Genomic DNA, 22716 nt, shown 5'->3' with positions numbered 1-22716 from the left:
TCGCATCGGGCGCGTCCGGTTTACTGTACCATGTGGTACATAAAGAGGGAAAAAATTTTGCAGGGCCGCGGCGCCGATGCCGGCGCCGCGCACGGATCAGGCTTCGGGATCGGATTTCGCGCCCGCGGCCTTCGGCGCATTCAGCATGCGCGCGAAGTACTTCAGCGCAGCGGTGGTGCCCTTGCGGTCGCCCGTGGTGACGAGGTCCAGCAGCAAGCCACGCACGGTGGCCACCTCGACGCGAGCCCGCAGCTTCGCCTCGCTCAAGCTCAAGCCAAGCTGCTTGTGAAAGCGCTCGGTCAGCGCGCCGGTCCAGCTGCCGATCACGTCGTCGAGGAACACCTGGAAGCGTTCTCGATCGCGAATGGCGCGGCCGTAGATCTCGAACAGCAACTGGATGATGGGCAGGTAGTTATCCGCCGAGTAGCGCGCCCAGGCCACCTCCAGCGCCCGCGCGGGATCGGGCTCGCTGGCGGCCAGGCTGGCGCGCGCATCCAGCTCGGCATGGCGGATGCGGCGCAGCACCGCCTCCCAGAACTGGTCGGCCGAGCCGAAGTAGTAGATCAGCATGCGGTGGCTGGTGCCGAGCGCTTCGGCGATATGGCGCAGCGACAAGTCGCCGATGCCGTGTTCCAGCACGTGGTTGACGGCGCCGTCGAGCAGCTGGATGGCCTGGTCGCTGGCAGCGCGGCCTTGCGCGAGCGTGTCGAGCGTTTCGATGGCAGCGGCGGGATTCTTGCGGGGCGGCATGGGCTGGAGAATGCGTTCGGTTGGGCACAGGGGCGAAGACAGCGAGTGTAAGCCAGCCCGGCTCGCTGCGCATTCGCCCGTTGCGTCCTTAACCTGCGCCCAGCAGGAAGGGCAGCGTCTCATCCAGCAGCAGTTCCGGCATTTCCTCGGCAATGTAGTGCCCGCACGGCAGGCTCTTGCCGCTCACGTTGCGCGCCACCTTGCGCCACTCCTCCAGCGGCGCGAAGCAGCGGCCCACCGCGCCCTGCTCTCCCCACAGCGCCAGCATCTCGCACTCGACCTTGCGCCCGGCGGCCAGGTCGGCGCGGTCGTGCTCGAGATCGATCGACGCGCTGGCGCGATAGTCCTCGCACAGCCCGTGCGCCGCGCCCGGCAGGCTGAGGCAGCGCAGGTATTCCGCCATGGCCGCCTCGGTGAACGGCGCCAGGCCGGCGCTGCGGCTGCCCATGGTGCTGCGCAGGTAGAGCGCCGGATCGGCCTCGATCAGCGTCTCGGGAAACGGCGCGGGCCGGATCAGGAAGAACCAGTGATAGTAGGCCAGCGCGAACTGCAGGTTGGTCTGCTCGTACATCGCCAGCGTGGGCGCGATATCGAGCGTGACCAGCCGGCGCACGGCATCCGGATGATCCAGCGCCATGCGGTGCGCCACGCGCCCGCCGCGGTCGTGTGCCATCACCAGGAAGCGCGCGAAGCCCAGCGCGCGCATTGCCGTGACCTGGTCCTGCGCCATGCTGCGCTTGCTGTAGTTGGCGTGGTCCGGCAGGCCGGCGGGCTTGCCACTGTCGCCGTAGCCGCGCAGGTCGGTGGCGACCACCGTGAAATGCCGCGCCAGCGTGGCGGCGACCTTATGCCAGATCACATGCGTTTGCGGATGGCCATGGAGCAGCAGCAGCGCAGGGCCCTGGCCGCCGACGATGGCGTTGATCTCGACATCGCCGCATGGAATGCGGTGCGGGGTGAAACCTTCGAACACAATCCGTCCTCCTTCAGGCGGACAGTCGCGCCATGGTCTTGGCGGCGACGTCCTGCAGCCAGGGCTGCGCATGATGATGACGCCGCGCGAACCCGGCGATCTGCGACGACTGTGCCAGCGTTGCACCGATCATGTCCAGCCCTTGCCGGAACATGGTGCGGTGGCGCTCGGCCAGCGTGAAGGCAAAGCGCAGGGGGCCAGCGCTCACCGTCATCGCCGCGAGGTCGATGTCGATCTGCGCAGGCACGTCGCGCGACACTACGGCCATCAGCGCATCCACTTGCGCCTGCGGCAGCATCACCAGCAGCAGGCGGTTGTTCATGGCATTGGAGTAGAAGATCTCGCCAAAGCTCGGCGCAATCACCGCGCGGATGCCGAATTGCTGCAAGCCCCATACAGCGTGCTCGCGGCTCGAGCCGCAGCCAAAGTTCGGGCCGGCCACCAGCACGCCCGCACCCTGGTACCGCGGCTGGTTGAGCACGAACTCCAGGCGCGGCGCGCCTTGCGCGTCGAAGCGCATATCGTAGAGCAGGCCACGGTCCAGCCCCGCCTTGTCGATGATGCGCAGGAACTGCTTGGGCATGATCTGGTCGGTGTCGAGGTTACCGATGGGCAGGGGCGCGCCAAGCGCGGTGATCAGGTCGGAATCGTGATCAGGTATTGAATCAGGCATTGCATCAGGCATCGGTCTGCTCCAGGCGGCGTACATCGGTGATGCAGCCGGTCAGCGCCGCGGCGGCGGCCATGGCGGGACTCATCAGGTGGGTACGCCCGGCGCGCCCCTGGCGTCCCTCGAAATTGCGGTTGGTGGTGGAGGCGCAGCGCTCGCCCGGCGCGAGTACGTCGTCGTTCATGGCCAGGCACATCGAGCAGCCCGGCTTGCGCCATTCGAAGCCGGCATCCAGCAGCACCTGCGCAATGCCTTCTTCCTCCGCCTGCTGGCGCACCGCGCCGGAGCCCGGCACCACCATCGCGCGCACGCCTTCGGCCACCTTGCGCCCGCGCACGATGGCGGCCACCGCGCGCAGGTCTTCGATGCGGCCATTGGTGCACGAACCGATGAACACGCGCTGCACCGGCAAGCCTTCGAGCGTGGCGCCTGCCTGCAGGCCGATGTAGTCCAGCGCCTTGGCGGCAGCGCTGCGCGCCGTGTCGTCGACGGCATCCTCCACCAGCGGCACGCGCGCATCGATGGGGATCGCTTGATCGGGGCTGGTGCCCCAACTCACGTACGGCGCCACATGGCTGGCGTCGAATACCAGCTCGCAGTCGAACTTTGCATCCGCATCGGAGTGAAGCGCGCGCCAGCAGGCCAGCGCGCGCGCGCGCAGCGTTGCATCGATATCGGCGGCGCGGGCCAGCACGTAGTCGATGGCCGCCGCATCCGGCGCGATCAGCGCGCCGCGCGCGCCGGCTTCCACCGTCATGTTGCACAAGGTCATGCGTGCCTCGATGGACAGCGCGGCGATGGCGCTGCCGGTGAACTCCACCACATAGCCACGCGCGCCCTGCGCGCTGATGCGGCTGATGATATGCAGGATCAGGTCCTTCGCGGTGGCGCCGCGCGGCAGCATGCCGTCCACGCGGATGCGCATGTCCATCGCCACGCGGTACACCAGCGTCTGCGTGGCCAGCACGTGCTCCACCTCCGACGTGCCGATGCCAAAGCCAAGCGCGCCCAGCGCGCCGTAGGTGGTGGTATGGCTGTCGCCGCACAGCACCACCATGCCCGGGCGGATCATGCCGTGCTCGGGCGCGATCACGTGCTCGATGCCCTGCAGCGCGTCATCGGTATCGAACAGCGGGATGCCGTGCTGGTCGCAATTGCGCTTGAGGTTGCGCGCCTGCAGCGCCGAGGCGGGATCCTGGATGCGGCGCGGGCTTTCGGCATGGGTGGGAATGATGTGGTCCACCACCGCCACCTGCTGGCCCGGCGACGGCACGCCCCGGCCCTGCGCGGCCAGCCCGGCGAAAGCCTGCGGGCTGGTGTATTCGTTCATCAGGTGCAGATCCGCGTAGAGCAGCACGTGGTCGGCGTCGAGCGCGGCCACGGTGTGCGAATCCACCAGCTTGCGATAGAAGGTAAGGCCTGACATGGGACAGCCTGCTTGATGTGGGTTAAAAAAGCGCGGTAGAAAGAACTGCGCTTACTCCGGCGTGATGCCGGCCTGCTTGATCTGTGCGGCCCAGCGCTTGATTTCCCTGTGCAGCATGGCGTCGGCCTGGGACGGGCTCATGGTGAGCGGCTCGAAGCCTTCCTTGAGCAGGCGCGCCTTGATCTCCGGTGCGGCCAGCGCCTGGTTCAGCGTCTGGTTGAGTCTGGCGATCACGTCCTTGGGCGTGCCGGCCGGCGCGCTGACGATGAACCAGGTCTCGAAGGCGTAGTTGGGCAGGCCCGCCTCGGCGATGGTGGGCACATCGGGCAGCAGCGGCGAGCGCTTGGGCCCGGTCACCGCCAGCGCGCGCAGCTTGCCGGCTTGCACCTGCGGCAGCGCGGCCGACAGCACCGGGAAGCTGAGCTGCACCTGGCCGGCGATGGTGTCAACCATGGCCGGGCCGCCGCCCTTGTACGGCACGTGCAGGATGGCGGTGCCGGACTCCGACTTGAACAGCTCCGCCGCCATATGGAAGGTGCTGCCGGTGCCTGCCGAGCCAAAGCTCAGTTGCCCGGGGCGGCTCTTGGCCAGCGCGATCAGCGCCTTCACGTCCTTGGCCGGCAGGCTGTTGGTCACCACCAGCACATGCTGCGAGGTGCCCATGGTGCCGACCGACATCAGGTCGCGCTCGGTGTCGAACGGCAGCTTGGCGAACAGCGAAGGATTCACCGCCAGCGCCACGTTGTTGATGGCCAGCGTATAGCCATCGGGCTTGGCCTTGGCGGTCTGGTCCATGCCGATATTGCCGGAGGCGCCCGCGCGGTTATCCGCCACCACGGGCTGGCCGAGCTGCCGGCCCCACGCTTCGGTGATCAGCCGCGCGGCGATGTCAACGCTGCCGCCGGGGGCAAACGGCACGATCAGGCGGATCGGGCGCGCGGGAAACGTCTCGGCCGAGGCGGCGGCCGGCGCGAGGGCAACCGACAGGGCGACAGCGCCCAAGGCTAGCGGTAGCCGGCGGATCCGGCAGATCCGGCGGGCGATGGCGGCAAAGCGGGTCATATGGGGTCTCCTGGGTGGCAGGCTGGCTGACGGGGAACGCCCCCAATGCCGCCGCGCTTATTGAGATGCCAGTTTAACCATTGAACCCACCGCTATAATTTCATCCACAGACTTTCATTCAGTCGCTGACTTCACTAATCTCGACACCAGACGCGACGTTGTACCGTGCACCGTGGACAATTTCTCCGACCTCGCCTTCTTCGTTACCCTGGTCAAGCGCGGCAGCCTGGCCGGCGCGGCCCAGCAGTTCGGCATCACGCCGTCGGCCGCCAGCAAGCGGCTGGCGGCGCTGGAGACGCGCCTGGGCGTGCGCCTGCTCAACCGCACCACGCGCCGCCTGAGCGTCACGCAGGAGGGTGAGGCCTACCTGGCCCAGGGCGCACGCATCCTGGCCGAGCTGGAGGAACTGGAGCAAGGGCTGGGCGGCAGCCGGGTGGCGCCGCGCGGACTGCTGCGCGTCAACGCCACGCTGGGCTTCGGCCGGCGCCACGTGGCGCCGGCGGTGGGCGCCTTCCTGCTGGCCTGCCCCGAGGTGGAGGTGCAGCTTGAACTCACCGACCGCCCGTTCAACCTGGCCGAAGCGGGCTTCGACATCGGCATCCGCGTGGGCGACCTGCCCGATGCGCGCCTCACCGCCCGTCCCCTCGCGCACAACCGCCGCCTGCTATGCGCCGCACCGCGCTACCTGGCCAGCCACGGCGAGCCGGCCTCGCCGCGCGAGCTGCAGCAGCATCGCTGCATCGTGATCCGGGAAAGCGACGCTACCTACGGCACCTGGCATCTGCGCTCGGCGAGCCGGCAGGAAACCGTGAAGGTGCGCGGCCCGGCCAGCACCAACGATGGCGAAGTGGCGCTCGGCTGGGCCTTGCAAGGCCACGGCATATTGATGCGTTCCGAATGGGAGGTGGCGCCGATGCTCAGGTCTGGGCGGCTGCGCCAGGTGCTGCCCGACTGGGAGACGCCGCCGGCCGATGTGTACGCGGTATTCCTCACGCGTGACCACCTCACGGCCAAGGTGCGCGCGTTCGTGGACTTCCTGGCGGAGCACTTCGCGGCCCACCGCGTGGCGGGCGCGCCCTATAGTGGCTGGTAGCCGCTCAGCCCATGCCGCGCACGAACACCAGCGCCAGCCCGGCGGCGCCGCAAGCGAGGATCACCGGGATCACGCCGGCCTTGAAACGGAACAACGCCACCGCCGCGGCCAGTCCGATCAGCGCGCAGGGCCACTCGAAGCGCCCTTGCAGCCCGGCGGGCCACAGCACGTGATAGGCAAAGAACACCGCCAGGTTGACGATCACGCCAACCACCGCCGCGGTGATGGCGGTCAGCGGCGCGGTGAACTTCAGGTTGCCGTGCGTGCTTTCCACGAACGGCCCGCCCAGCAGGATGAACAGGAACGACGGCAGGAAGGTGAAGAACGTCACCACCGTCGCCGCCACCGCGGCCGACACCACCACCGCATCGGCACCGAACACGGCCTGCGTCCAGCCGCCGACAAAGCCGACGAAGGCCACCACCATGATGAGCGGGCCGGGCGTGGTTTCGCCCAGCGCCAGGCCGTCGATCATCTGCGGCGCGGTAAGCCAGTGGTAGTGTTGAACAGCGCCCTGGTTGACGTAGGGCAGCACCGCATAGGCGCCGCCAAAGGTCATCAGCGCGGCCTTGGTGAAGAACCAGCCCATTTGCGTGAGCGTGCCCTGCCAGCCGTAGCGCCAGGCCAGCGCGCCCAGCGCCAGCGCCCAGATCGCGAGGAACACCGCCAGCACCAGCGCGAAGCGCTTCCACGTGAAGAGCGCATGCGGCGGCGTGGGTGTGTGATCGTCCAGCAGCGCGGGGCCAAAGCCGGCCTTGCCCGCGCCGTGCCCGCCCCCGCTGGCAAAGCGCGCGGGCGCAAACCGGCCGCCCGCGTAGCCGATCAAGGCCGCGACCAGCACGATGACCGGAAATGGTAGCTCCAGCGCGAAGATGGCGACGAACGAAGCCGCCGCGATCGCCCACAACCAGCTGTTCTTCAGCGCCCGCGAGCCGATGCGCCACGCCGCCGACATCACGATGGCCGTCACCGCCGGCTTGATGCCGTACAGCACTCCCGCCACCGCCGGCACCTCGCCAAAGCGCATATAGATCCACGACAGCAGCATCAGGATCAGCAACGACGGCAGCACGAACAGCCCGCCCGCGATCACCCCGCCCCAGGTGCGGTGCATCAGCCAGCCGATATATGTCGCCAGCTGCTGCGCCTCCGGGCCAGGCAGCACCATGCAGTAATTGAGCGCATGCAGGAAACGGCTCTCGGAGATCCAGCGGCGCCGCTCGACCAGGTCCTCGTGCATGATGGCGATCTGCCCCGCCGGGCCCCCAAAACTGATGAAGCCCAGCTTGAGCCAGTACCAGAAAGCCTGGCGCAGGCTGATGGCGGCCGGGGCTGCGGTGTCCGGCGTGGTAGTCGAAGCTTGCATGGGAGCCAATATGGGAGTGGAGGCCAGCGACAGGCGGGGCGCCTAAGATAGCAGAGGCTTGTGTCGACATGTTTGCCAACCACCCATACAGCCGGCCTGGATGAAGCGCATTCGCAACACCAGCGCTGCTGGCCAAAGGCTGGCCTATGCCAGAGCGCGCTGCGCGGCCGCCACGGCGGCCGTGCGGGTCTCCACGCCGAGTTTCTCGTAGATGTGCTCGCACGGCGTCAGCTCGGTTGGCGCCGCCGCATCGTTCACCGCTATTGCATGACCAACCAGTTCACATCTCATCTACCGCCGTGGTAGCGGACACTGATCCCGGCGGCGGGTCGGCTCAGCCCGCGGGCTGCGCCTCGCCGTCGAACAGATGCAGGAAGCGATCGAGGATCAGCAGGTGATCCTCGAACATCTGCCCTTCCAGCGCCAGCAACTCCTGCTGCGGCACCCAGCGTACCGCGGCCGCGTCATCGGCGGCGGCCACCGCCGGCAGCGCATCGAGCGGCAGGTCGAAGAAGAAAGCGTGGGTCAGCGTGCGCCCGCGCTGGCTGCGCTCGGGATGGTCGAACAGCGCCTGGTCGCGCAAGGACTGCTGCAGCGCCGCCTTGGGCAGGCCGAAGCGTGTTTCCTCGTCGAGCTCGCGCAGCACCGCATCGGCCACGCGCTCGTGCTGGTCCAGGAAGCCGCCGGGCAGCGCCCAGGCGCCGCGGCCTGGCTGTCCGCCACGGCGGATCAGCAGCACCTGGCCACAGCAGCGCACCACCGCATCCACGGTCACGAAGACCGGCGGATACGGCGCGGCCGCCCAGCGGCGGCCGTGGTCCTGCAGGAAGCGGTACTCGGCCAGCAAGGTCGCGAACGCTTCGCGCCCGGCGAACTCGCGCAGGAACGCGGCCACCGGCTGCGGCAGCACGCTCTCCAGCCCTTGCAGCCCCCCCTGCTGCTCGAACCATTGGCGGCGCACGTCGGCAGCATTGAGCTGCCCGAAGCTTGGCTGCGGCACCAGCTCCCAGCCGGGGAAGTCATTGAGGTAGCCCGAGGACGCATCCTTGAAGTGCCCGAACAGGCCAACGCGCGGCGTGCCGTGCGCGGGCGCATCGATCACCGCGCCCGCCACGGCGCGCACTGCCGCTGTCCAGCGCGCGCTTTCGTAGTAGTCGCGCACCACCACAAAACGCAGGTCGGCAACGCGCGCGGCGTCCCAGGCCGCCACCGCGCCCTCGATCATCTGGCGGCGCTCATCCGCGGTAAACGGGTTCTTCACGGTGCGGGCGCCACCCGCGGAACCCAGCACCACGATCACCGTGCGGGCCTGCGCCAGCGCCTGGCGCAGCATGGCGAAGTGCCCGTTGTGCATGGGCTCGAAACGGCCGATATAGACCAGGTAATCGAAGGGGACAGCGCTCGCCGGCCGGGTCGGGTTCAGTGGATTCGTCGGGTTCGTCGGGGTCATCGGCACGTCAGGTGGATCATTTCAGCTCGCAACACATGCATAGCGGCAGCGCGCCCTCTTGCTGCCGGAATTCGCGCGACGCGCGCACTTCCGGCGGCAGGCGATCGGCCGAGATCAACGAGAACCCGTAGCGGGCAAAGTAGCTGGGGCAACTGGCGCTCAGCAGCACGGCGCGCGTGCAGCCGCTGGCACGGGCGCGCATCAGCACGGCGGAAACCATATGGGAGGCGATGCCGCGATCGCGATAGGGCGGCAACACCGCGACCGAGCGCACGACTACGGTGTCGCCATAGCCTTCGGCGCCGGCGCAACCGACAATCCCGCCGTCGAGCACGGCAATATGGAACAACGCCAGCGAGGGATCGAGATCGTCGCTGGCGAGGCCACAGGCTTCAAGAACTTCCGCGATTGCCGGCCAATCGGCCGGTTGTGCGGCGCGGATACGCAGATCTCTTGTCATTGCAATTATCTCCCCGCCACGCACGATGGCGGAGGTTGTCATGGATGGACTGCGTTGACTTCACACTACATGATTCGGGCGACTTGTTCCAGCGGGGAAAACGGCATAAATGACGCCTTGTCCGCTGCTTGTGTGGAACAAGTGTGCAAGGCCTTGCCAGGCGCCGATGGCCGGAGGCAGGAGGGACTGACAGGAGAGTGCGGGCGGAACACCCGCATGACTGGAAACCTGGAGGCGGGGGAACGGAATTGAACCGCCGTGTACGGCTTTGCAGACCGTCGCATAACCACTCTGCCACCCCGCCGCTGCCGGGACGCCGCGTTTTGGCGTCCGCTTACAGTGCGGGGCGCAGTGTAGCCGGAAATGAAAAACTCTGCACGGAGCGCGAAGCTGCAGCCGGGAGCACGCTTGCTGAAGGCAGGGACATCGCACCATGCCGGCCTTGGGCCGTGGCGCTCAGCGCGAAAGAATGGACATGGTGATCCGGGAGACGCACACCATCTTGCCTTCGTCGTTGCGGATCTCGATGGCCCACACATGGGTGGTGCGGCCGATATGCACCGGCGTGGCGGTGCCGGTCACAAAGCCGGTGCGCGCCGCGCGCACATGGTTGGCATTGATGTCGAGCCCGACACAATATTGCGTCTCGCTATCCAGGCACAGGCTGGCGGCGCAACTGCCCAGCGTCTCCGCCAGCACCACCGAAGCCCCGCCGTGCAGGATGCCATACGGCTGCACGGTGCGGCGGTCCACCGGCATGCGTGCACTGAGCGAAGCCGCGCCGATCTCGGTGAACTCGATGCCGAGTTGCTCGACGGCGGTGTCCTTGTGGCGGTCCTGGAGGTCTTTCAGGGAGGGGGTCGATTTCCACAGCATGCACGGTCTCCGATCTGGTTTGTGCTGCATTCTAAGGCACCAGTGCGCGAACGTTCGCGGGGCGGGAAGTATCCGGCAAATCCGTGTCAGCCAGGCTTGGGCCATCGATGTATCGAGGGGCCTCCTGTGCAACGGCGCCACAATCTCTTGCCAGGTAACGCATTCGGGTGATCGAACGTCGTGGTAAAGCGTTAAACTGGCATGCGCAGCATGGGTAACATGCATCCAAAATCACTTTAATGCGCAAGACAGCCAGGCACGGCAGCGCTGGCGGCGTTGGATCACCAGACGCTCAATTCGGCCCGAGTTTCAACCAGAGTTCCATGACGTCGTTTACGTATGACGCAGTTCTAGCGGACGAGCCCCCTGAATGGCCATCCTCCGACCGGAACCCGCTCCTATCCACCGGGGTATCGGCGCGGGCTGCCTGGGCATTGCTCGAGGCTTCGGGCGGGCTTGCCCTACAGATCGATGACGCGGGCAACATCATCCTGGCAACCGAAGCCTCGGCGCAGCTGCTTGCCTATCCCCGGGAATACCTTCTTAAATCCTCGATCCTGGATGTCGTCTCGTTCGAGCAGCGTGAGCGGCTCGCCGAGCTGCTGCGTGCCTGCGAGCAAGACGCGCCCTGCAAGACCAGCCGCATCCGCTTCTCCGGCGGCGTCGGCGAAAGCCGCTGGCTGGACCTGCGCGTGTGCCGCTATGCCGACGAGGATGGCAACCCGAGTTTGCTGCTGTTTGGCTACGACGTGACCGACTGGGTCGACAACGAAGAGCGGCTCATCGAGGCGTCTTTTCGCGATCCGCTCACCGGCGTAGGCAACCGCGCCATGGTGCGCGAACGCATTGCCGGGTACTTTGCCGAAGATGGCACGGGAAAGGCGCCATTTGCGCTTGCCTTGATGGACCTCGACGGGTTCAAGAAGGTGAATGACTCGCTCGGCCATGAATTTGGCGACGCCTTGCTCAAGCAAGTCAGCGTGCGGCTGCTTGGCGCCGTGCGCCCGACGGACATGGTCGCTCGGCTGGGCGGCGATGAGTTCGTGCTGCTGCTGGACGGGATCGCATCGGAAGCGGCCGCCATCGGCATCGTGGAGAAGGTGATCCATGTCTGCAGGCAGCCTTTTCACCTGGCCGGTTGCCAGATCCGCGTCACCACCAGCCTGGGCCTCACCTTTGGCACGCTGGCCCATCAGCCCGAGTCGCAACTGCTCAAGCGGGCGGATCTGGCCATGTATGACGCCAAGGCGCAGGGCAAGAATCGATACTGCGTCTACACGCCGGAGCTGGAGCATCGGCTGGACGAGCAGTTCCGGATCGAACAGAACATGTTCGAGGCCGTCCAGAACGGCGAGTTCCTGCTTCACTACCAGCCGATCGTGTGGCCCGGCTCCGGCAAGGTCTGCGCGGTCGAGGCGCTGATGCGGTGGCAACACCCGACGGGGTGTGTCCCGCCGGGTGTGTTTATCCCGGTTGCCGAACATAACGGCCTCATCAACCATCTTGGGGCGTGGGCGCTACGTTGCGCTTGCGCGCAACTGGCAAGCTGGGATGCGCTAGGCCTGGACGTGGGATACATATCCGTCAATGTCTCGCCGGTGCAGTTCAGGCACCCCGGCTTCGCGGACAGCGTCAGGCGGGCCATCAAGGATGCCGGCATCAGCTCGCACCGGCTGGTCCTGGAAATTACGGAAGGCGCGTTGATGACCGACCCCGAAGCGGCGCAAGACTTGCTGACGGAGTTGCGCGCATTGGGCGTGCGGTTCGCGGTCGACGACTTCGGCACGGGGTACTCCAGCCTGTCCTACCTGCGCCGCTTCCCGCTCTCGGCACTGAAGATCGACCAGAGCTTTGTGGCCGACATGATGGACTCCCCGCATGCGCGGACCATTGTGTTTGCCGTGCTGTCGCTCGCGCGGGAGCTCGGGCTGGTGGCCATCGCGGAAGGCGTGGAGTCCGACGAGCAAAGCCAGTTGCTGGCCGAGCAAGGCTGTGAGCTGGTGCAGGGCTGGCGCTATGCGAAGGCGATGAGCCCGGCCCAGTTCGTGGACCAGGCGCAAGCCGGCATGCTGCAGCTTGGCAGCGCCCAAGTGTTCTCGAAATAGACGCCGCCATGTCAAACAAGACGTTCTTCGAGACACTATGGAACCGCATGGCGCAGCAAGGGGATTTCCCCACGCTGCAGTTCTGCATCGACAACATCTTCAAGACGCTGAACAGCGACACCAGCGTCGGTGAGATGGCCGCGGGCGTGCTCTCCGATTTCAGCTTGTCGCAGAAGGTCATACGCCTGGCCAACTCCGCCATGTATCGCTCGTTCGGGGGGGAAGTCACGACGGTGTCGCGCGCCATCCTGGTCCTGGGGGTAGAAGCGATCAGCCACCTCACGCTCGGGGTCCAGTTGCTGGACTATTTTTCCGGCGTGGCCATCAATCGCCCGCAGGCTTCCATCGAGCTGAGGCAGGCCCTGGTCGCCGGCGAGCTCACGCGCGCGCTGAGCAACGCGCAAGGCATCAGGCAGGCGGAAGAAGCCGTGGTTTGCACGTTGATGCACCACATGAGCCGCCTGCTTCTGGTCTTCTACTTTGCCGAGGAGTGGGAACGGATCCAGGCCCTGTGCGAGGGCGACCCCGCGCGGGAAGGCCAAGCGTGCCAGCAGGTGCTGGGCGTCACCCTCGAAGACATTGCGGCAGCGGCTGCCGCCAAATGGCGGCTGCCCAGCCTGATCGCAACCTCGATGCGCTGCCAGCGCCTTGACGCCAAAGCAGTCCTGGAATCCCATGCCGACTGGCTCGGTGCCATTGCCGACGTGTCCTCGCGTGCCGCGGCGCTGCTCGCAAGGGACGCGCCCGCGGACGTCGTGCAGTCCCTGCTGCTGGATCACGCCCAGGCATTGGGGTTGCAATCTTCCGCGGTCGAATGCGCGGTCAGGCAGGCGCAGGCATTGAACGTCTCCATGACCAATGCCGAGTTGCCGGAGACAGCACAGGCGAGCCCTGCGCTGAATGCCGGCAAGCCAAAGGATGCCCTCGAGCGCCTTCAGCAAAGCCTGCTGGAGGTACAACGCGAGGGCAGCGAGCTGCCGGTCTCCGAGCTGGCGCCGCTGGTGCTCGAATCGACCATGCAGGCGCTGAATTTCTCGCATTGCTTCCTCATGCTGCTCAACCCCATGGCCAAGCGCTTCGGCGCACGGGTTGGATTTGGCGAGGGCATGCGCGAGAAGATGGAAGCGCTATCGTTCGAGGAAGGATTCGTCCCCGACATCTTTCACTTCGCCACCATCGGCAACAAGCCGCTGCTGTTCGAAGACTCCTTTGACAAAGAGGTGGCGCACCGCGTGCCCCGCTGGTATCGGGAACAGATGCCCGATGCCCGCTCCATCCTGCTGGCGCCCGTGATGATCAAGAATCGCTGCGTCGCCGTGATCTGCGGAGACTGGGGCCCAACCGCCTGCACGGGCGGACTGTCCGATGGGGAGATGGAAGCCATCAGCCTGCTCACGCGAGAGATCTCGGCGAGCTTCCTCCGGTCTGCCGAGCACAGGTAGGCGCGGCGCTGGCCTCAGGCATTGTTATCCCCAAAATCCTGGGCGGCGTAGGAGCCGCCCGGCAAGCCAATCTTCGGTCATTCCCGAGGCAAGGTGTGCGGCGGGACGCCTAGAGCACCTGGCCCGCATATTCGCATTGGTGTTTTAGGTTTTTATCGTCTTCCTGCTTGTCTGGATCTGCAGGAGGCCTTGTGTCGGGCACGTCAATCGGCGAGAACACAGCCGTGCGAGATGTTTGGCCATTGACGGGGACTATTCAAGTCCACCAAACGAAAGAGGCGAACGAGGCGAGCGAGGTGAACGAGCGCATGGCGCGCCCCGGCGGCGTTGGCCGATACCAAAGTAGGCAACTCACCGATAGCGTGCGGCGAGCCGAAAGACCATCCTGAAACCAGTATCGGCGCAAACCCGGCCGTCTGGCCGCGCGCCCTCCACCGGCAACTGGCATGAATACGCGCTTACCCATGCCGGCCAAGCCGCCCGGCCGGCCAGGCGTTCCTGGCCATGCCGTGCGGCGCGGCTTGCAGCAGCAGCTATCGCCGCTATCGCTATCGCTTGCGTTACTCCACCGTGACCGACTTGGCCAGGTTACGCGGCTTGTCCACGTCGGTGCCGCGCGCACAGGCGGTGTGGTACGCCAGCAATTGCAGCGGCACTACGTGCAGGATCGGCGACAGGTCGCCGTAGTGCTCGGGCAGGCGGATCACCTGGATGCCCTCGGTGGACTGGATGTGCGTGTCGCTGTCGGCGAACACATACAGCCGGCCGCCGCGGGCGCGCACTTCCTGGATGTTGGATTTCAGCTTTTCCAGCAGCGCGTCGTTGGGCGCCACCGTGACCACGGGCATGGCCTCGGTCACCAGTGCCAGCGGGCCGTGCTTGAGCTCGCCGGCCGGATAGGCTTCGGCGTGGATATACGAGATTTCCTTGAGCTTGAGCGCGCCTTCCAGGGCAATGGGGTAATGCAGGCCGCGGCCCAGGAACAGCGCGTTTTCGCGGCGGGCAAAGTCCTCGGACCAGGAGATGATCTGCGGCTCCAGCGCCAGCACGCCGTGCAGGGCCACAGGCAGGTGGCGCAGGTTGGTCAGCGCGGCGGCTTCCGCCTCGGCCGTGAGCCTGCCGCGTACCTTGGCCAGCGCCAGGGTCAGCATGTACAGCGCGGCGAGCTGAGTGGTGAAGGCCTTGGTCGACGCCACGCCGATCTCGGTGCCGGCGCGGGTCAGGAAGCGCAGTTCGGTCTCGCGCACCATGGCGCTGGTGGATACATTGCACACCGCCAGGGTATGCGTGTGGCCCAGCGACTTGGCGTGGCGCAGGGCGGCCATGGTATCGGCGGTCTCGCCGGACTGCGAGATCACCACCACCAGCGCGCGCGGATTGGGCACAGTCTCGCGGTAGCGGTACTCGCTCGCCACCTCGACCTGGGTCGGGATCTTGGCAACCGATTCGAGCCAGTACTTGGCGGTGCAGCCCGAGTAATAGCTGGTGCCGCAAGCCAGGATCAGCACGCTGTCGATCTCGCTGAACACGCTCTGGGCCGTCTCGCCGAACAGTTCCGGCGTGATGGCCTCGATGCCTTCCAGCGTATCGCCGAGCGCGCGCGGCTGCTCGAAGATTTCCTTCTGCATGAAGTGGCGGTACGGGCCCAGCTCCACCGCCGCGGCGTGCGTCTCAACCACGCGCACTTCGCGCTCGACCAGGTGGTCGTGCGCGTCGCGGATGGTCGCGCCTTCGCGGGTGAGCTCCACCACGTCGCCTTCTTCCAGGTAGATGATGCGGTTGGCGGTACCCGCCACGGCCAGCGCGTCGGAGGCCAGGAAGGATTCGTTGTCGCCCAGCGCCACCACCAGCGGCGAGCCGGCGCGGGCGCCGACCACGCGTTCCGGATGGTCCTTGGAGAACACGGCGATGGCGTAGGCGCCGCGCAGGCGCTTGGTCACCGCGCGCACCGAGGCGAACAGGTCGCCCCGCGTGGCGCTGCTCGGGTAGGTGTAGACCTGGTGGATCAGGTGGGCCACCACTTCAGTGTCGGTCTGCGACTCGAAGCCGTAGCCGGCGGCGCGCAGCTCTTCGCGCAGCGGCTCATAGTTCTCGATGATGCCGTTGTGCACCAGCGCGATGGACTCGCCCGAGAAATGCGGGTGGGCGTTGATGGTGTCAGGCTTGCCGTGCGTGGCCCAGCGCGTATGCGCCACGCCGGTCATGCCGGACAGGCCGGACGCGCGGGTCTGCTCGTCCAGGTCAGCCACGCGCGAGACCGTGCGGGCGCGCTCGAGCGCGCCATCGCGCACCACCGCCACGCCACACGAATCATAGCCACGGTACTCGAGGCGACGCAGTCCTTCGATCAGGACAGGAACGATATTGCGCGAGGAAACCCCGCCGACGATGCCGCACATATTCTTCTCCCACAGGGCGCGGACACGGCCGCACCGGATGAATGGCGCGAGGACGGCGATGCCGTCTCCCGCGAGTTGCCATTGCCGTGCGGCCGTATCCCGGCCGCACGGTGGCGGGGTTTATTTCTTGGCTTGCTTGACCGGACGCTGCCACGCGTCGAGCGTCATCTGCTTGGAGCGCGACAGCGTCAGCTTGTCGGCCGCCGCCTCCTTGGTCAGCGTGGTGCCGGCGCCAATGGTGGCGCCGCGGCGCACGGTCACCGGCGCGACCAGCTGCGTATCGGAACCGATAAAGACATCGTCCTCGATGACGGTGCGGTACTTGTTCGCGCCATCGTAGTTGCAGGTAATGGTGCCCGCGCCGATGTTGACGCGCGAGCCGACCGTGGCGTCGCCCACGTAGGCAAGGTGGTTGGCCTTGCTGTGCGCGGCGATCTGGCTGTTCTTGACCTCGACAAAGTTGCCGATATGCACGTCCTCGCCCAGCACCGTGCCCGGGCGCAGGCGCGCGTACGGGCCGATGCGGCCGGCCGCGCCAACGCTGGCATCCTCGAAATGACAGAACGGCTGCACTCGCGCGCCAGCGCCTACGGTGCTGTTGCGCAGCACGCAGTTGGCGCCGATATGCGCGCCGTCTTCGAGGTGCACGCGGCCTTCGAACACGCAGTTCACGTCGATGGTGACGTCGCGCCCGCAGGTGAGCTCGCCGCGGATATCGATGCGCGCCGGATCCAGCAGCGTCACGCCGGCTTCCAGCAGGCGCTGCGCCAGGTTGCGCTGATGAATGCGCTCCAGCTCGGCGAGCTGCACCTTGCTGTTGACACCCAGCGTTTCCCACAGCGCATCGGGCTGTGCGGAAACCACTTCCATGCCGTCCGCCACCGCGCGCTCGACAGCGTCGGTCAGGTAATACTCACCCTGGGCGTTGTCGTTGCGCAGGGTGGACAGCCAGCGGCGCAGCGGGCCGGTGGGCGCCAGGATGATGCCGGTATTGATTTCACGGATGGCGCGCTGCGGCTCGCTGGCATCCTTTTGTTCGACGATGCGCACGATCTTGCCCGCGTCGCGCACGATGCGGCCATAGCCTGTGGGGTCATCCATCTCGACCGTCAGGATGCCGAAGCGCTCGCTGCCGGCCGCGGCCACCAGGCGCTGCAGCGTGGCGGCCTCGGTCAGCGGTACATCGCCGTACAGCACCAGGGTCGGCTGGCTGTCGTCGAGCAGCGGCAGCGCCTGCGCCACGGCATGGCCGGTGCCAAGCTGCTCGGCTTGCAGGGCAAAAGCGACGTCTGGCGCGCCAACCGCCTCGCGCACGCGGTCGGCGCCATGCCCAACCACCACCACGAGCCGGGTCGGCAACAATTTGCGCGCCGTTTCAATCACATGAGCAAGCAGCGGCCGGCCAGCGAGGGGATGCAGGACCTTGGGCAGCGCAGAGTTCATCCGCTTGCCCATTCCTGCAGCGAGAATGACGATATTCACAAGGAGGATCCTAAGTGAGTGTGTACAGCAAACAGTATGAATCACCCCCTCGGAGAGCCCGGGGGCCGGCAGCGTTGGCCAGGATCCTGGCCCGAACCCCAAAACCGGCGGCAAAACCAGCACCGGCCGGGAATCGCGGGCGCGATCAGCCGCCAAAACGCGCGGAAAAGGATTCTATCATGGGGGTTTTGCGCCGTTTGACCGCCTTTCCCATCCTGCGTGGGGACCTTCTCCGGCGTCTCTTTCTGGTCACAGCCGTGGTCGCCCTGACGGCCTGCAATGCCATGAAGCTAGGCTACCAGCAGGGCGACCGGCTCGCCTACTGGTGGATCGACAACTACGTCGATGTCTCCGCCAGCCAGGAACCCCTCACCCGCGACGCCATCGTCCGCTTCTTCGCCTGGCACCGCAAGGACCAGTTGCCCGAGATCGTCGGCCTGCTGCGCCAGGCCAGGAGCGAGGTACAGCAACCGGTCTCCGCGGCCGCGGTCGGCAAGATCCAGGACGACGCCCAGCGCCTGGCACGCGTCGCCTTCGATCGCTCCATGCCCGACGTGGCCGACCTGTTGCTGACGCTGACGCCGGAGCAGATCGCCCGCATGGAGAAGAAGTTCGCCGACGCCAACGCCAAATACCGCAAGGAATACCTGCGCCCCGACCCGGCCGCCCGCGAGGAAGCCCGGTTCGACAAGATAATGGACTACGCGCGGCTGGTCTACGGCCGCTTCTCGAGTGAACAGGAAGCCACCATCCGCCGCGCCATGGCACCCGTGGTGCAAGGCGCCGAGGCGCGCTATGCGGAGCGCGTCAAGCGCCAGCAGGAATGGCTGGCGCTGGTGCGCCAGGTGCAGGCCGAGCATCCGCCCAAGGCCCAGGTCGTGGAGATGCTAAAGCGCTTTGGCGATCACTGGCAGAACCCGCCTACCCGGGAACGCAATGCCCGTTATGACGCCAATAACGAGGCTGGGCTGGCACTTACCACTACCATTGCCAACCTGACCACGCCGGAGCAGAAGGCGCACGCCGCGGATCGCTTCCAGAAATGGATCGAGGATGCGAATGCGTTGATGCGGGATGGCACCGTCAATGCGGCAGCGGCCCGGCCAGCGCGCGCGGAGAACTGACGGGGGCCGGCGGGTGGCCTATTCGGCGCCAGGCTGCGCCGGGTTGGCCGGCGCGGATTTCTCGAAGCGCACGAATTCCAGCTTGTTCTCTTCCATGCCGCCGGCAAAAACCAGCGGCTGCTGGGAGAAGGTGGTCTCGCCGAACAGCGCCGCCTCGTCCACCTTGGCCAGGCCCGTTGCCAGCCCGTTGAAATCGAACAGATCGGTATCGGCCAGATGCGACGGCACCACGCTGCGCAGCGCGGCAAAGATATTGTCGGTGCGCCCCGGATTGGTCCGCTCCCACTCCAACACCATCTCCTTGACCTTCTTGCGCTGCAGGTTCTCCTGCGAGCCGCACAGGTTGCACGGGATGATCGGGTACTCCATGGCGCGCGCGTAGCTGGCAATGTCCTTTTCAGGGCAATAGGCCAGCGGGCGGATCACGATGTGCTGGCCGTCGTCGGTGGCCAGCTTGGGCGGCATCGCCTTCATCTTGCCGCCAAAGAACAGATTCAGGAAGAAGGTCTGGATGATGTCGTCGCGATGGTGGCCCAGCGCGATCTTGTTGGCGCCGAGCTCCTTGGCGGTACGGTAGATCACGCCGCGGCGCAGGCGCGAGCACAGCGAGCAGGTGGTCTTGCCCTCGGGCACCTTCTCCTTGACGATGGAATAGGTATCCGCGTCGACGATCACGTACTCCACCCCCACCGATTTCAGGTAGGCGGGCAGGATGTGCGCGGGAAAGCCCGGCTGCTTCTGGTCCAGGTTCATCGCGATCAGCTTGAACTTGACCGGCGCGCGTTTTTGCAGCGCCATCAGCACCGACAGCATGGTGTACGAGTCCTTGCCGCCGCTTAGGCACACCAGCACCGTGTCGCCATCCTCGATCATCTTGAAATCGCCGATGGCGCGGCCCGTCTGCGACTGGAGATAGGTCTCCAGGCGGAAGAAGTTCTTGGAATGCGTGGTGGCGGTCATGGCGATGGGGCGATGGGTACGGCAAAGCAAAGGCAAAGCGGCGCACAATGCGGCAGTTGCATCACATGCGAGCTGCCGGGGCCGGAGAACCCGGCATTTTACCGTGAGCCGCCACCCTGCGCCGGTGGCCTGCCAGAGCAACTAGCTCACTGACTAAGGCACTGACTAACTTACTCGCTCTTGATGTGGAACACCTCGACGCCGACCGAATCGCAGTCCGGATACACGTCCGGCTTTTCGGTCGATACGCGCACGGCGCGCACCTTGGGGTGCTTGAGCATGGCGCGCGCCACGTCGTCGCACAGGGTTTCCTGCAGGTGGACGTGGCCCTGCGCCATGCGCTCGGCGACCGTATTGCGCATGAAGTCGTAGTCCACCACTTCCTGCAGCTTGTCGTCCTGCGGCGTGCTCTGGGCCAGCGGCACGAACAGGTCGATATTGATCAGCACGCGCTGTTCGCCCTTTTTCTCGAATTCGTGCACGCCGATATTGATCTGCACTTCGTAGTTGCGCAAGAACATGCGGCGGCAGTCTTGCAGGCTGGGGTGTGTGAGGGCGGCGAGCATGGTCATGATGGGGGGAGAGGAAAAAAGAAGGAGAAGGCACGCGCGGTCATGGCGCGCGCCGGTACGTTATTCGATTATTCGGTCAGGAACATCACGTCGCGCGCCAGCGGCATCAGGTGCTGGCCGCCGTCGACGTAAAGCGTGGTGCCGGTCACGGCGCGCGCCTCGGCCAGGTAGGCCACCGCCTGCGCGATGTCTTCCGGCGTGGACGACTGCCCCAGCGGCGTCATGCGGTGGGCGCGCCGGAAGCCCGGGCTGGACTGGTCGCCCGAGACCATGGTGATGCCGGGCGCCACGCCCACCACGCGCAGCTTGGGTCCCAGTGCCTGGGCCAGTTGCACGGTGGCCGTCTGCAGCGCCGCCTTGGACAGGGTGTACGACAGGAAGTCCGGATTCAGGTTATCCAGCTTCTGGTCGAGCAGGTTGATGACCACGCCGCGCTGCGTGTCCGACATGGCACGGTGCATTTCCCGCGCGAGCAGCAGCGGCGCGGCCACATTGGTGCGCATATGCGTATCGAGCGAGGCATAGGAAAAGCTGGTGGCCACGTCGTACTGGAACAGCGAGGCATTGTTGACCAGGCAGGTCGGCACGCCCAGCGCATCGGTGCAGGCCTTGATCAGCGTGGCGGTGGACGCCTCGTCGGCCAGGTCGGCCTGCAGCACGGCGGCGCGCCGTCCGCCGGCGCGGATCTGTTCGGCCAGCGCCTCGGCCTCGGCCAGCGAGCGGTGGCAGTGTACCGCCACGTCCCAGCCGCGCTCGGCCAGTTCCAGCGCGATCACGCGCCCGAGCCGGCGCGCGGCGCCGGTGACAAGCGCGATGCCGCGCGCGGGGGTAGCGGAGGCTGCGGCGGCGGTAGCGCCGGCAGGCGATGCGGAGTCAGGGGATTCGGAGGCTGGCATTGCTACAATCGCGGTATGCACAAAGGCGTTAGTTTACCCCTTCCCCCCGCCGACGCACTGTCGGCGTCCGCCGCGCTGACCGCGCACATCGGCCAGGCTATCGACGACGCGGGCGGCTGGCTCGGTTTCGACCGCTATATGGCGCTTGCGCTATATGCGCCCGGGCTGGGCTACTACAGCGGCGGCGCCGCCAAGTTCGGCCGCGACGCGCGCGATGGCAGCGACTTCATCACCGCCCCCGAGCTCAGCCCGTATTTCGCCCGTACGCTCGCGCGCCAGTTCGCGCCCCTGCTGGCGCAAGGCCTGTCGCAGGCCCTGGAATTCGGCGCCGGCACCGGCCGGCTCGCCGCCGACCTGCTGCTGGCCCTGGAGCAGGAAGGCCAGTTGCCCGAGCGCTACGCCATCGTCGAGCTCTCCGGCGAGCTGCGCGCGCGCCAGCAGGCCACGCTGGCCGCGCGCGCGCCGCACCTGGCCCCGCGCGTCGCCTGGCTGGATACCCTGCCCGAGCATTTCGAGGGGATCGTGGTCGGCAACGAAGTGCTGGACGCCATGCCGGTGCGGCTGTTCGCCCGCAGCCATGCCCGCTGGCTGGAGCGCGGCGTAGCCCGCCGGGATGACGATGCCGATCAAGCGGACGCAGCGGACGCCGCCTTTGTCTTCTCCGACCGCCCCCTGGCGGCAGATGCCCTGCCCGCGGCGCTGCACGCCGTGGCCGGCGACCACGATATCGTCACCGAAACCCACGCCGAGGCCGAAGGCTTCATGCGGGCGGTGGGCACGATGCTCACGCGCGGGGCGGTGTTCCTGATCGACTACGGTTTCCCCGCCGCCGAGTACTACCATCCGCAGCGCGTCGGCGGCACGCTGATGTGCCACTACCGCCATCACGCCCACCCGGACCCCTTCCTCTACCCCGGCCTGCAGGACATCACCGCCCACGTCAACTTCAGCGGCATCGCCCACGCCGCGGCAGATGCCGGGCTGACGGTGGCCGGCTTCGCCTCGCAGGCGCGCTTCCTGATGAATGCCGGCATCACCGAACTGCTGATGGCGCTGGACCCCAACGACACGCGCAACTTCCTGCCCGCCGCCAACGCAGTGCAAAAGCTGCTGTCGGAGGCCGAGATGGGCGAACTGTTCAAGGTCATCGCGCTGACCCGCGACTTCGATGCGGCGCTGCCGCTGGCAGGCTTCGCACGCGGCGATCGCAGCCACGCGCTATAGTCCTGGCACCGCATCCCACCCTTTATCCTCTAGGCACGCCGCCATGTTGCGCTGGACTTTCACCATCTTCCTCGCCGTCGTCGTGCTGTCGTCGGCGCTACCCTGGCTGCAGAAGTTGGGGCTGGGTCGGCTGCCGGGGGACCTGCGGTTTCGGTTGTTCGGGCGGGAGTTCGTGTTGCCGTTTGCTTCGACGATTCTGTTGTCGATGGTGGCGTTGGTGATTGGGAAGTTGTTCTAGCGCCTGAGGACGCCGCGGCATGGTGGCGGATATCGCCTCTGCGACCGCCCGCCCTCTCCCCCGGCCCCTCTCCCACAAGTGGGAGAGGGGAGCAAACCGACTGGAATAGAGAACCAATCGGTGTAGCCGTGATTTCCGCCGGCCAGGC

The 22716-nt window shown here is 66.7% G+C and carries 21 protein-coding genes and 1 tRNA gene; 6 read left to right on the top strand and 16 right to left on the bottom strand.

Annotated features, from left to right (window positions below; all coding sequences use genetic code 11):
* Positions 1-96: 96 nt before the first annotated feature.
* The 5 genes from ACYP5B_RS01590 to ACYP5B_RS01570 all read right to left on the bottom strand — a co-directional run bounded on the left by ACYP5B_RS01590 (position 97) and on the right by ACYP5B_RS01570 (position 4881).
* Positions 97-750 carry a TetR family transcriptional regulator gene (locus ACYP5B_RS01590; RefSeq protein WP_400091382.1) on the bottom strand — a complete coding sequence of 218 codons (654 nt, stop codon included), beginning with the start codon at positions 748-750 and terminating at the stop codon, positions 97-99.
* Positions 751-838: 88 nt separating this feature from the next.
* Positions 839-1723, bottom strand: a complete 885-nt coding sequence (locus ACYP5B_RS01585; RefSeq protein WP_459568300.1) for an alpha/beta fold hydrolase — start codon at positions 1721-1723, stop codon at positions 839-841.
* Positions 1724-1736: 13 nt separating this feature from the next.
* Positions 1737-2408, bottom strand: coding sequence for a 3-isopropylmalate dehydratase small subunit (leuD, locus tag ACYP5B_RS01580; protein ID WP_459568299.1), 672 nt, complete (start codon positions 2406-2408; stop codon positions 1737-1739).
* Positions 2401-3819, bottom strand: a complete 1419-nt coding sequence (gene leuC, locus ACYP5B_RS01575; protein ID WP_459568298.1) for a 3-isopropylmalate dehydratase large subunit — start codon at positions 3817-3819, stop codon at positions 2401-2403. Before leuC ends, leuD begins: the two co-directional genes overlap by 8 nt.
* A gap of 51 nt (positions 3820-3870) precedes the next feature.
* On the bottom strand, positions 3871-4881 hold the full coding sequence (locus ACYP5B_RS01570) for a tripartite tricarboxylate transporter substrate binding protein (protein WP_459568297.1): 1011 nt from the start codon (positions 4879-4881) through the stop codon (positions 3871-3873).
* 172 nt (positions 4882-5053) lie between these two features.
* Here ACYP5B_RS01570 and ACYP5B_RS01565 point away from each other — a divergent pair, with 172 nt between their 5' ends.
* A complete protein-coding gene (locus ACYP5B_RS01565; protein WP_400091376.1) occupies positions 5054-5974 on the top strand; it encodes a LysR family transcriptional regulator in 921 nt (306 codons plus the stop codon).
* A gap of 4 nt (positions 5975-5978) precedes the next feature.
* Here ACYP5B_RS01565 and chrA read toward each other — a convergent pair whose 3' ends face one another.
* From chrA to ACYP5B_RS01535, 6 genes are all read right to left on the bottom strand, one after another.
* Positions 5979-7340 (bottom strand): chromate efflux transporter, encoded by a 1362-nt coding sequence (gene chrA, locus ACYP5B_RS01560; protein WP_400091375.1) that lies wholly within the window; start codon positions 7338-7340, stop codon positions 5979-5981.
* A 144-nt stretch (positions 7341-7484) separates the two neighbouring features.
* On the bottom strand, positions 7485-7631 hold the full coding sequence (locus tag ACYP5B_RS01555; protein ID WP_459568296.1) for a hypothetical protein: 147 nt from the start codon (positions 7629-7631) through the stop codon (positions 7485-7487).
* A gap of 43 nt (positions 7632-7674) precedes the next feature.
* Positions 7675-8790 carry a bifunctional nicotinamide-nucleotide adenylyltransferase/Nudix hydroxylase gene (locus ACYP5B_RS01550; protein WP_459568295.1) on the bottom strand — a complete coding sequence of 372 codons (1116 nt, stop codon included), beginning with the start codon at positions 8788-8790 and terminating at the stop codon, positions 7675-7677.
* A gap of 16 nt (positions 8791-8806) precedes the next feature.
* Positions 8807-9250 (bottom strand): GNAT family N-acetyltransferase, encoded by a 444-nt coding sequence (locus ACYP5B_RS01545; RefSeq protein ID WP_400091370.1) that lies wholly within the window; start codon positions 9248-9250, stop codon positions 8807-8809.
* Positions 9251-9479: 229 nt separating this feature from the next.
* A tRNA-Cys gene (locus ACYP5B_RS01540) sits at positions 9480-9554 on the bottom strand.
* Positions 9555-9706: 152 nt separating this feature from the next.
* The gene (locus tag ACYP5B_RS01535) at positions 9707-10126 is read right to left on the bottom strand and encodes a hotdog fold thioesterase (protein WP_400091369.1); all 420 of its coding nucleotides are present in this window, start codon (positions 10124-10126) and stop codon (positions 9707-9709) included.
* A gap of 323 nt (positions 10127-10449) precedes the next feature.
* On the opposite strand from ACYP5B_RS01535, the gene ACYP5B_RS01530 reads away from it, so the two are divergent.
* Positions 10450-12231: a putative bifunctional diguanylate cyclase/phosphodiesterase gene (locus ACYP5B_RS01530; protein WP_459568294.1), complete on the top strand. Its 1782-nt coding sequence runs from the start codon at positions 10450-10452 to the stop codon at positions 12229-12231.
* Positions 12232-12239: 8 nt separating this feature from the next.
* Complete coding sequence (locus ACYP5B_RS01525) at positions 12240-13673, top strand: HDOD domain-containing protein (RefSeq protein WP_459568293.1); 1434 nt, start codon at positions 12240-12242, stop codon at positions 13671-13673.
* Positions 13674-14233: 560 nt separating this feature from the next.
* On the opposite strand, the gene glmS is transcribed toward ACYP5B_RS01525, so the two are convergent.
* Both glmS and glmU read right to left on the bottom strand, forming a co-directional pair.
* Positions 14234-16072 (bottom strand): glutamine--fructose-6-phosphate transaminase (isomerizing), encoded by a 1839-nt coding sequence (gene glmS / locus ACYP5B_RS01520; protein ID WP_459568292.1) that lies wholly within the window; start codon positions 16070-16072, stop codon positions 14234-14236.
* Positions 16073-16192: 120 nt separating this feature from the next.
* The gene (glmU, locus tag ACYP5B_RS01515; RefSeq protein ID WP_318233910.1) at positions 16193-17554 is read right to left on the bottom strand and encodes a bifunctional UDP-N-acetylglucosamine diphosphorylase/glucosamine-1-phosphate N-acetyltransferase GlmU; all 1362 of its coding nucleotides are present in this window, start codon (positions 17552-17554) and stop codon (positions 16193-16195) included.
* A gap of 257 nt (positions 17555-17811) precedes the next feature.
* Between glmU and ACYP5B_RS01510 the strand changes: the two genes are divergently transcribed.
* Complete coding sequence (locus tag ACYP5B_RS01510) at positions 17812-18678, top strand: DUF6279 family lipoprotein (RefSeq protein WP_459568291.1); 867 nt, start codon at positions 17812-17814, stop codon at positions 18676-18678.
* Between the two features lie 18 nt (positions 18679-18696).
* Here ACYP5B_RS01510 and ttcA read toward each other — a convergent pair whose 3' ends face one another.
* The 3 genes from ttcA to ACYP5B_RS01495 form a co-directional block, all read right to left on the bottom strand.
* Complete coding sequence (gene ttcA / locus ACYP5B_RS01505) at positions 18697-19638, bottom strand: tRNA 2-thiocytidine(32) synthetase TtcA (protein WP_459568290.1); 942 nt, start codon at positions 19636-19638, stop codon at positions 18697-18699.
* 170 nt (positions 19639-19808) lie between these two features.
* Complete coding sequence (locus ACYP5B_RS01500; protein ID WP_318233908.1) at positions 19809-20210, bottom strand: dihydroneopterin aldolase; 402 nt, start codon at positions 20208-20210, stop codon at positions 19809-19811.
* Between the two features lie 68 nt (positions 20211-20278).
* Positions 20279-21106, bottom strand: coding sequence for an SDR family oxidoreductase (locus ACYP5B_RS01495; protein ID WP_459568289.1), 828 nt, complete (start codon positions 21104-21106; stop codon positions 20279-20281).
* 15 nt (positions 21107-21121) lie between these two features.
* Here ACYP5B_RS01495 and ACYP5B_RS01490 point away from each other — a divergent pair, with 15 nt between their 5' ends.
* Positions 21122-22330: a class I SAM-dependent methyltransferase gene (locus ACYP5B_RS01490; RefSeq protein ID WP_459568288.1), complete on the top strand. Its 1209-nt coding sequence runs from the start codon at positions 21122-21124 to the stop codon at positions 22328-22330.
* Positions 22331-22373: 43 nt separating this feature from the next.
* Complete coding sequence (locus ACYP5B_RS01485) at positions 22374-22568, top strand: DUF2905 domain-containing protein (protein WP_267605280.1); 195 nt, start codon at positions 22374-22376, stop codon at positions 22566-22568.
* Positions 22569-22716 lie beyond the last annotated feature (148 nt).

The organism is Cupriavidus sp. 8B, assembly GCF_054589115.1.
This window is presented reverse-complemented; position numbering and strand designations above follow the sequence as displayed.

Excerpts from the sequence above, each read along its gene's own strand:
- ACYP5B_RS01535 (WP_400091369.1), bottom strand. The coding sequence starts at position 10,126 with ATGCTGTGGAAATCGACCCCCTCCCTGAAAGACCTCCAGGACCGCCAC.
- ACYP5B_RS01495 (WP_459568289.1), bottom strand. The coding sequence starts at position 21,106 with ATGCCAGCCTCCGAATCCCCTGACTCCGCATCGCCTGCCGGCGCTACC.
- ACYP5B_RS01550 (WP_459568295.1), bottom strand. The coding sequence starts at position 8,790 with ATGACCCCGACGAACCCGACGAATCCACTGAACCCGACCCGGCCGGCG.
- chrA (WP_400091375.1), bottom strand. The coding sequence starts at position 7,340 with ATGCAAGCTTCGACTACCACGCCGGACACCGCAGCCCCGGCCGCCATC.
- leuC (WP_459568298.1), bottom strand. The coding sequence starts at position 3,819 with ATGTCAGGCCTTACCTTCTATCGCAAGCTGGTGGATTCGCACACCGTG.
- ACYP5B_RS01570 (WP_459568297.1), bottom strand. The coding sequence starts at position 4,881 with ATGACCCGCTTTGCCGCCATCGCCCGCCGGATCTGCCGGATCCGCCGG.
- ttcA (WP_459568290.1), bottom strand. The coding sequence starts at position 19,638 with ATGACCGCCACCACGCATTCCAAGAACTTCTTCCGCCTGGAGACCTAT.
- ACYP5B_RS01530 (WP_459568294.1), top strand. The coding sequence starts at position 10,450 with ATGACGTCGTTTACGTATGACGCAGTTCTAGCGGACGAGCCCCCTGAA.
- glmS (WP_459568292.1), bottom strand. The coding sequence starts at position 16,072 with ATGTGCGGCATCGTCGGCGGGGTTTCCTCGCGCAATATCGTTCCTGTC.
- ACYP5B_RS01485 (WP_267605280.1), top strand. The coding sequence starts at position 22,374 with ATGTTGCGCTGGACTTTCACCATCTTCCTCGCCGTCGTCGTGCTGTCG.
- ACYP5B_RS01490 (WP_459568288.1), top strand. The coding sequence starts at position 21,122 with ATGCACAAAGGCGTTAGTTTACCCCTTCCCCCCGCCGACGCACTGTCG.
- ACYP5B_RS01555 (WP_459568296.1), bottom strand. The coding sequence starts at position 7,631 with ATGAGATGTGAACTGGTTGGTCATGCAATAGCGGTGAACGATGCGGCG.
- ACYP5B_RS01500 (WP_318233908.1), bottom strand. The coding sequence starts at position 20,210 with ATGACCATGCTCGCCGCCCTCACACACCCCAGCCTGCAAGACTGCCGC.
- leuD (WP_459568299.1), bottom strand. The coding sequence starts at position 2,408 with ATGCCTGATGCAATGCCTGATTCAATACCTGATCACGATTCCGACCTG.
- ACYP5B_RS01525 (WP_459568293.1), top strand. The coding sequence starts at position 12,240 with ATGTCAAACAAGACGTTCTTCGAGACACTATGGAACCGCATGGCGCAG.
- ACYP5B_RS01590 (WP_400091382.1), bottom strand. The coding sequence starts at position 750 with ATGCCGCCCCGCAAGAATCCCGCCGCTGCCATCGAAACGCTCGACACG.
- ACYP5B_RS01545 (WP_400091370.1), bottom strand. The coding sequence starts at position 9,250 with ATGACAAGAGATCTGCGTATCCGCGCCGCACAACCGGCCGATTGGCCG.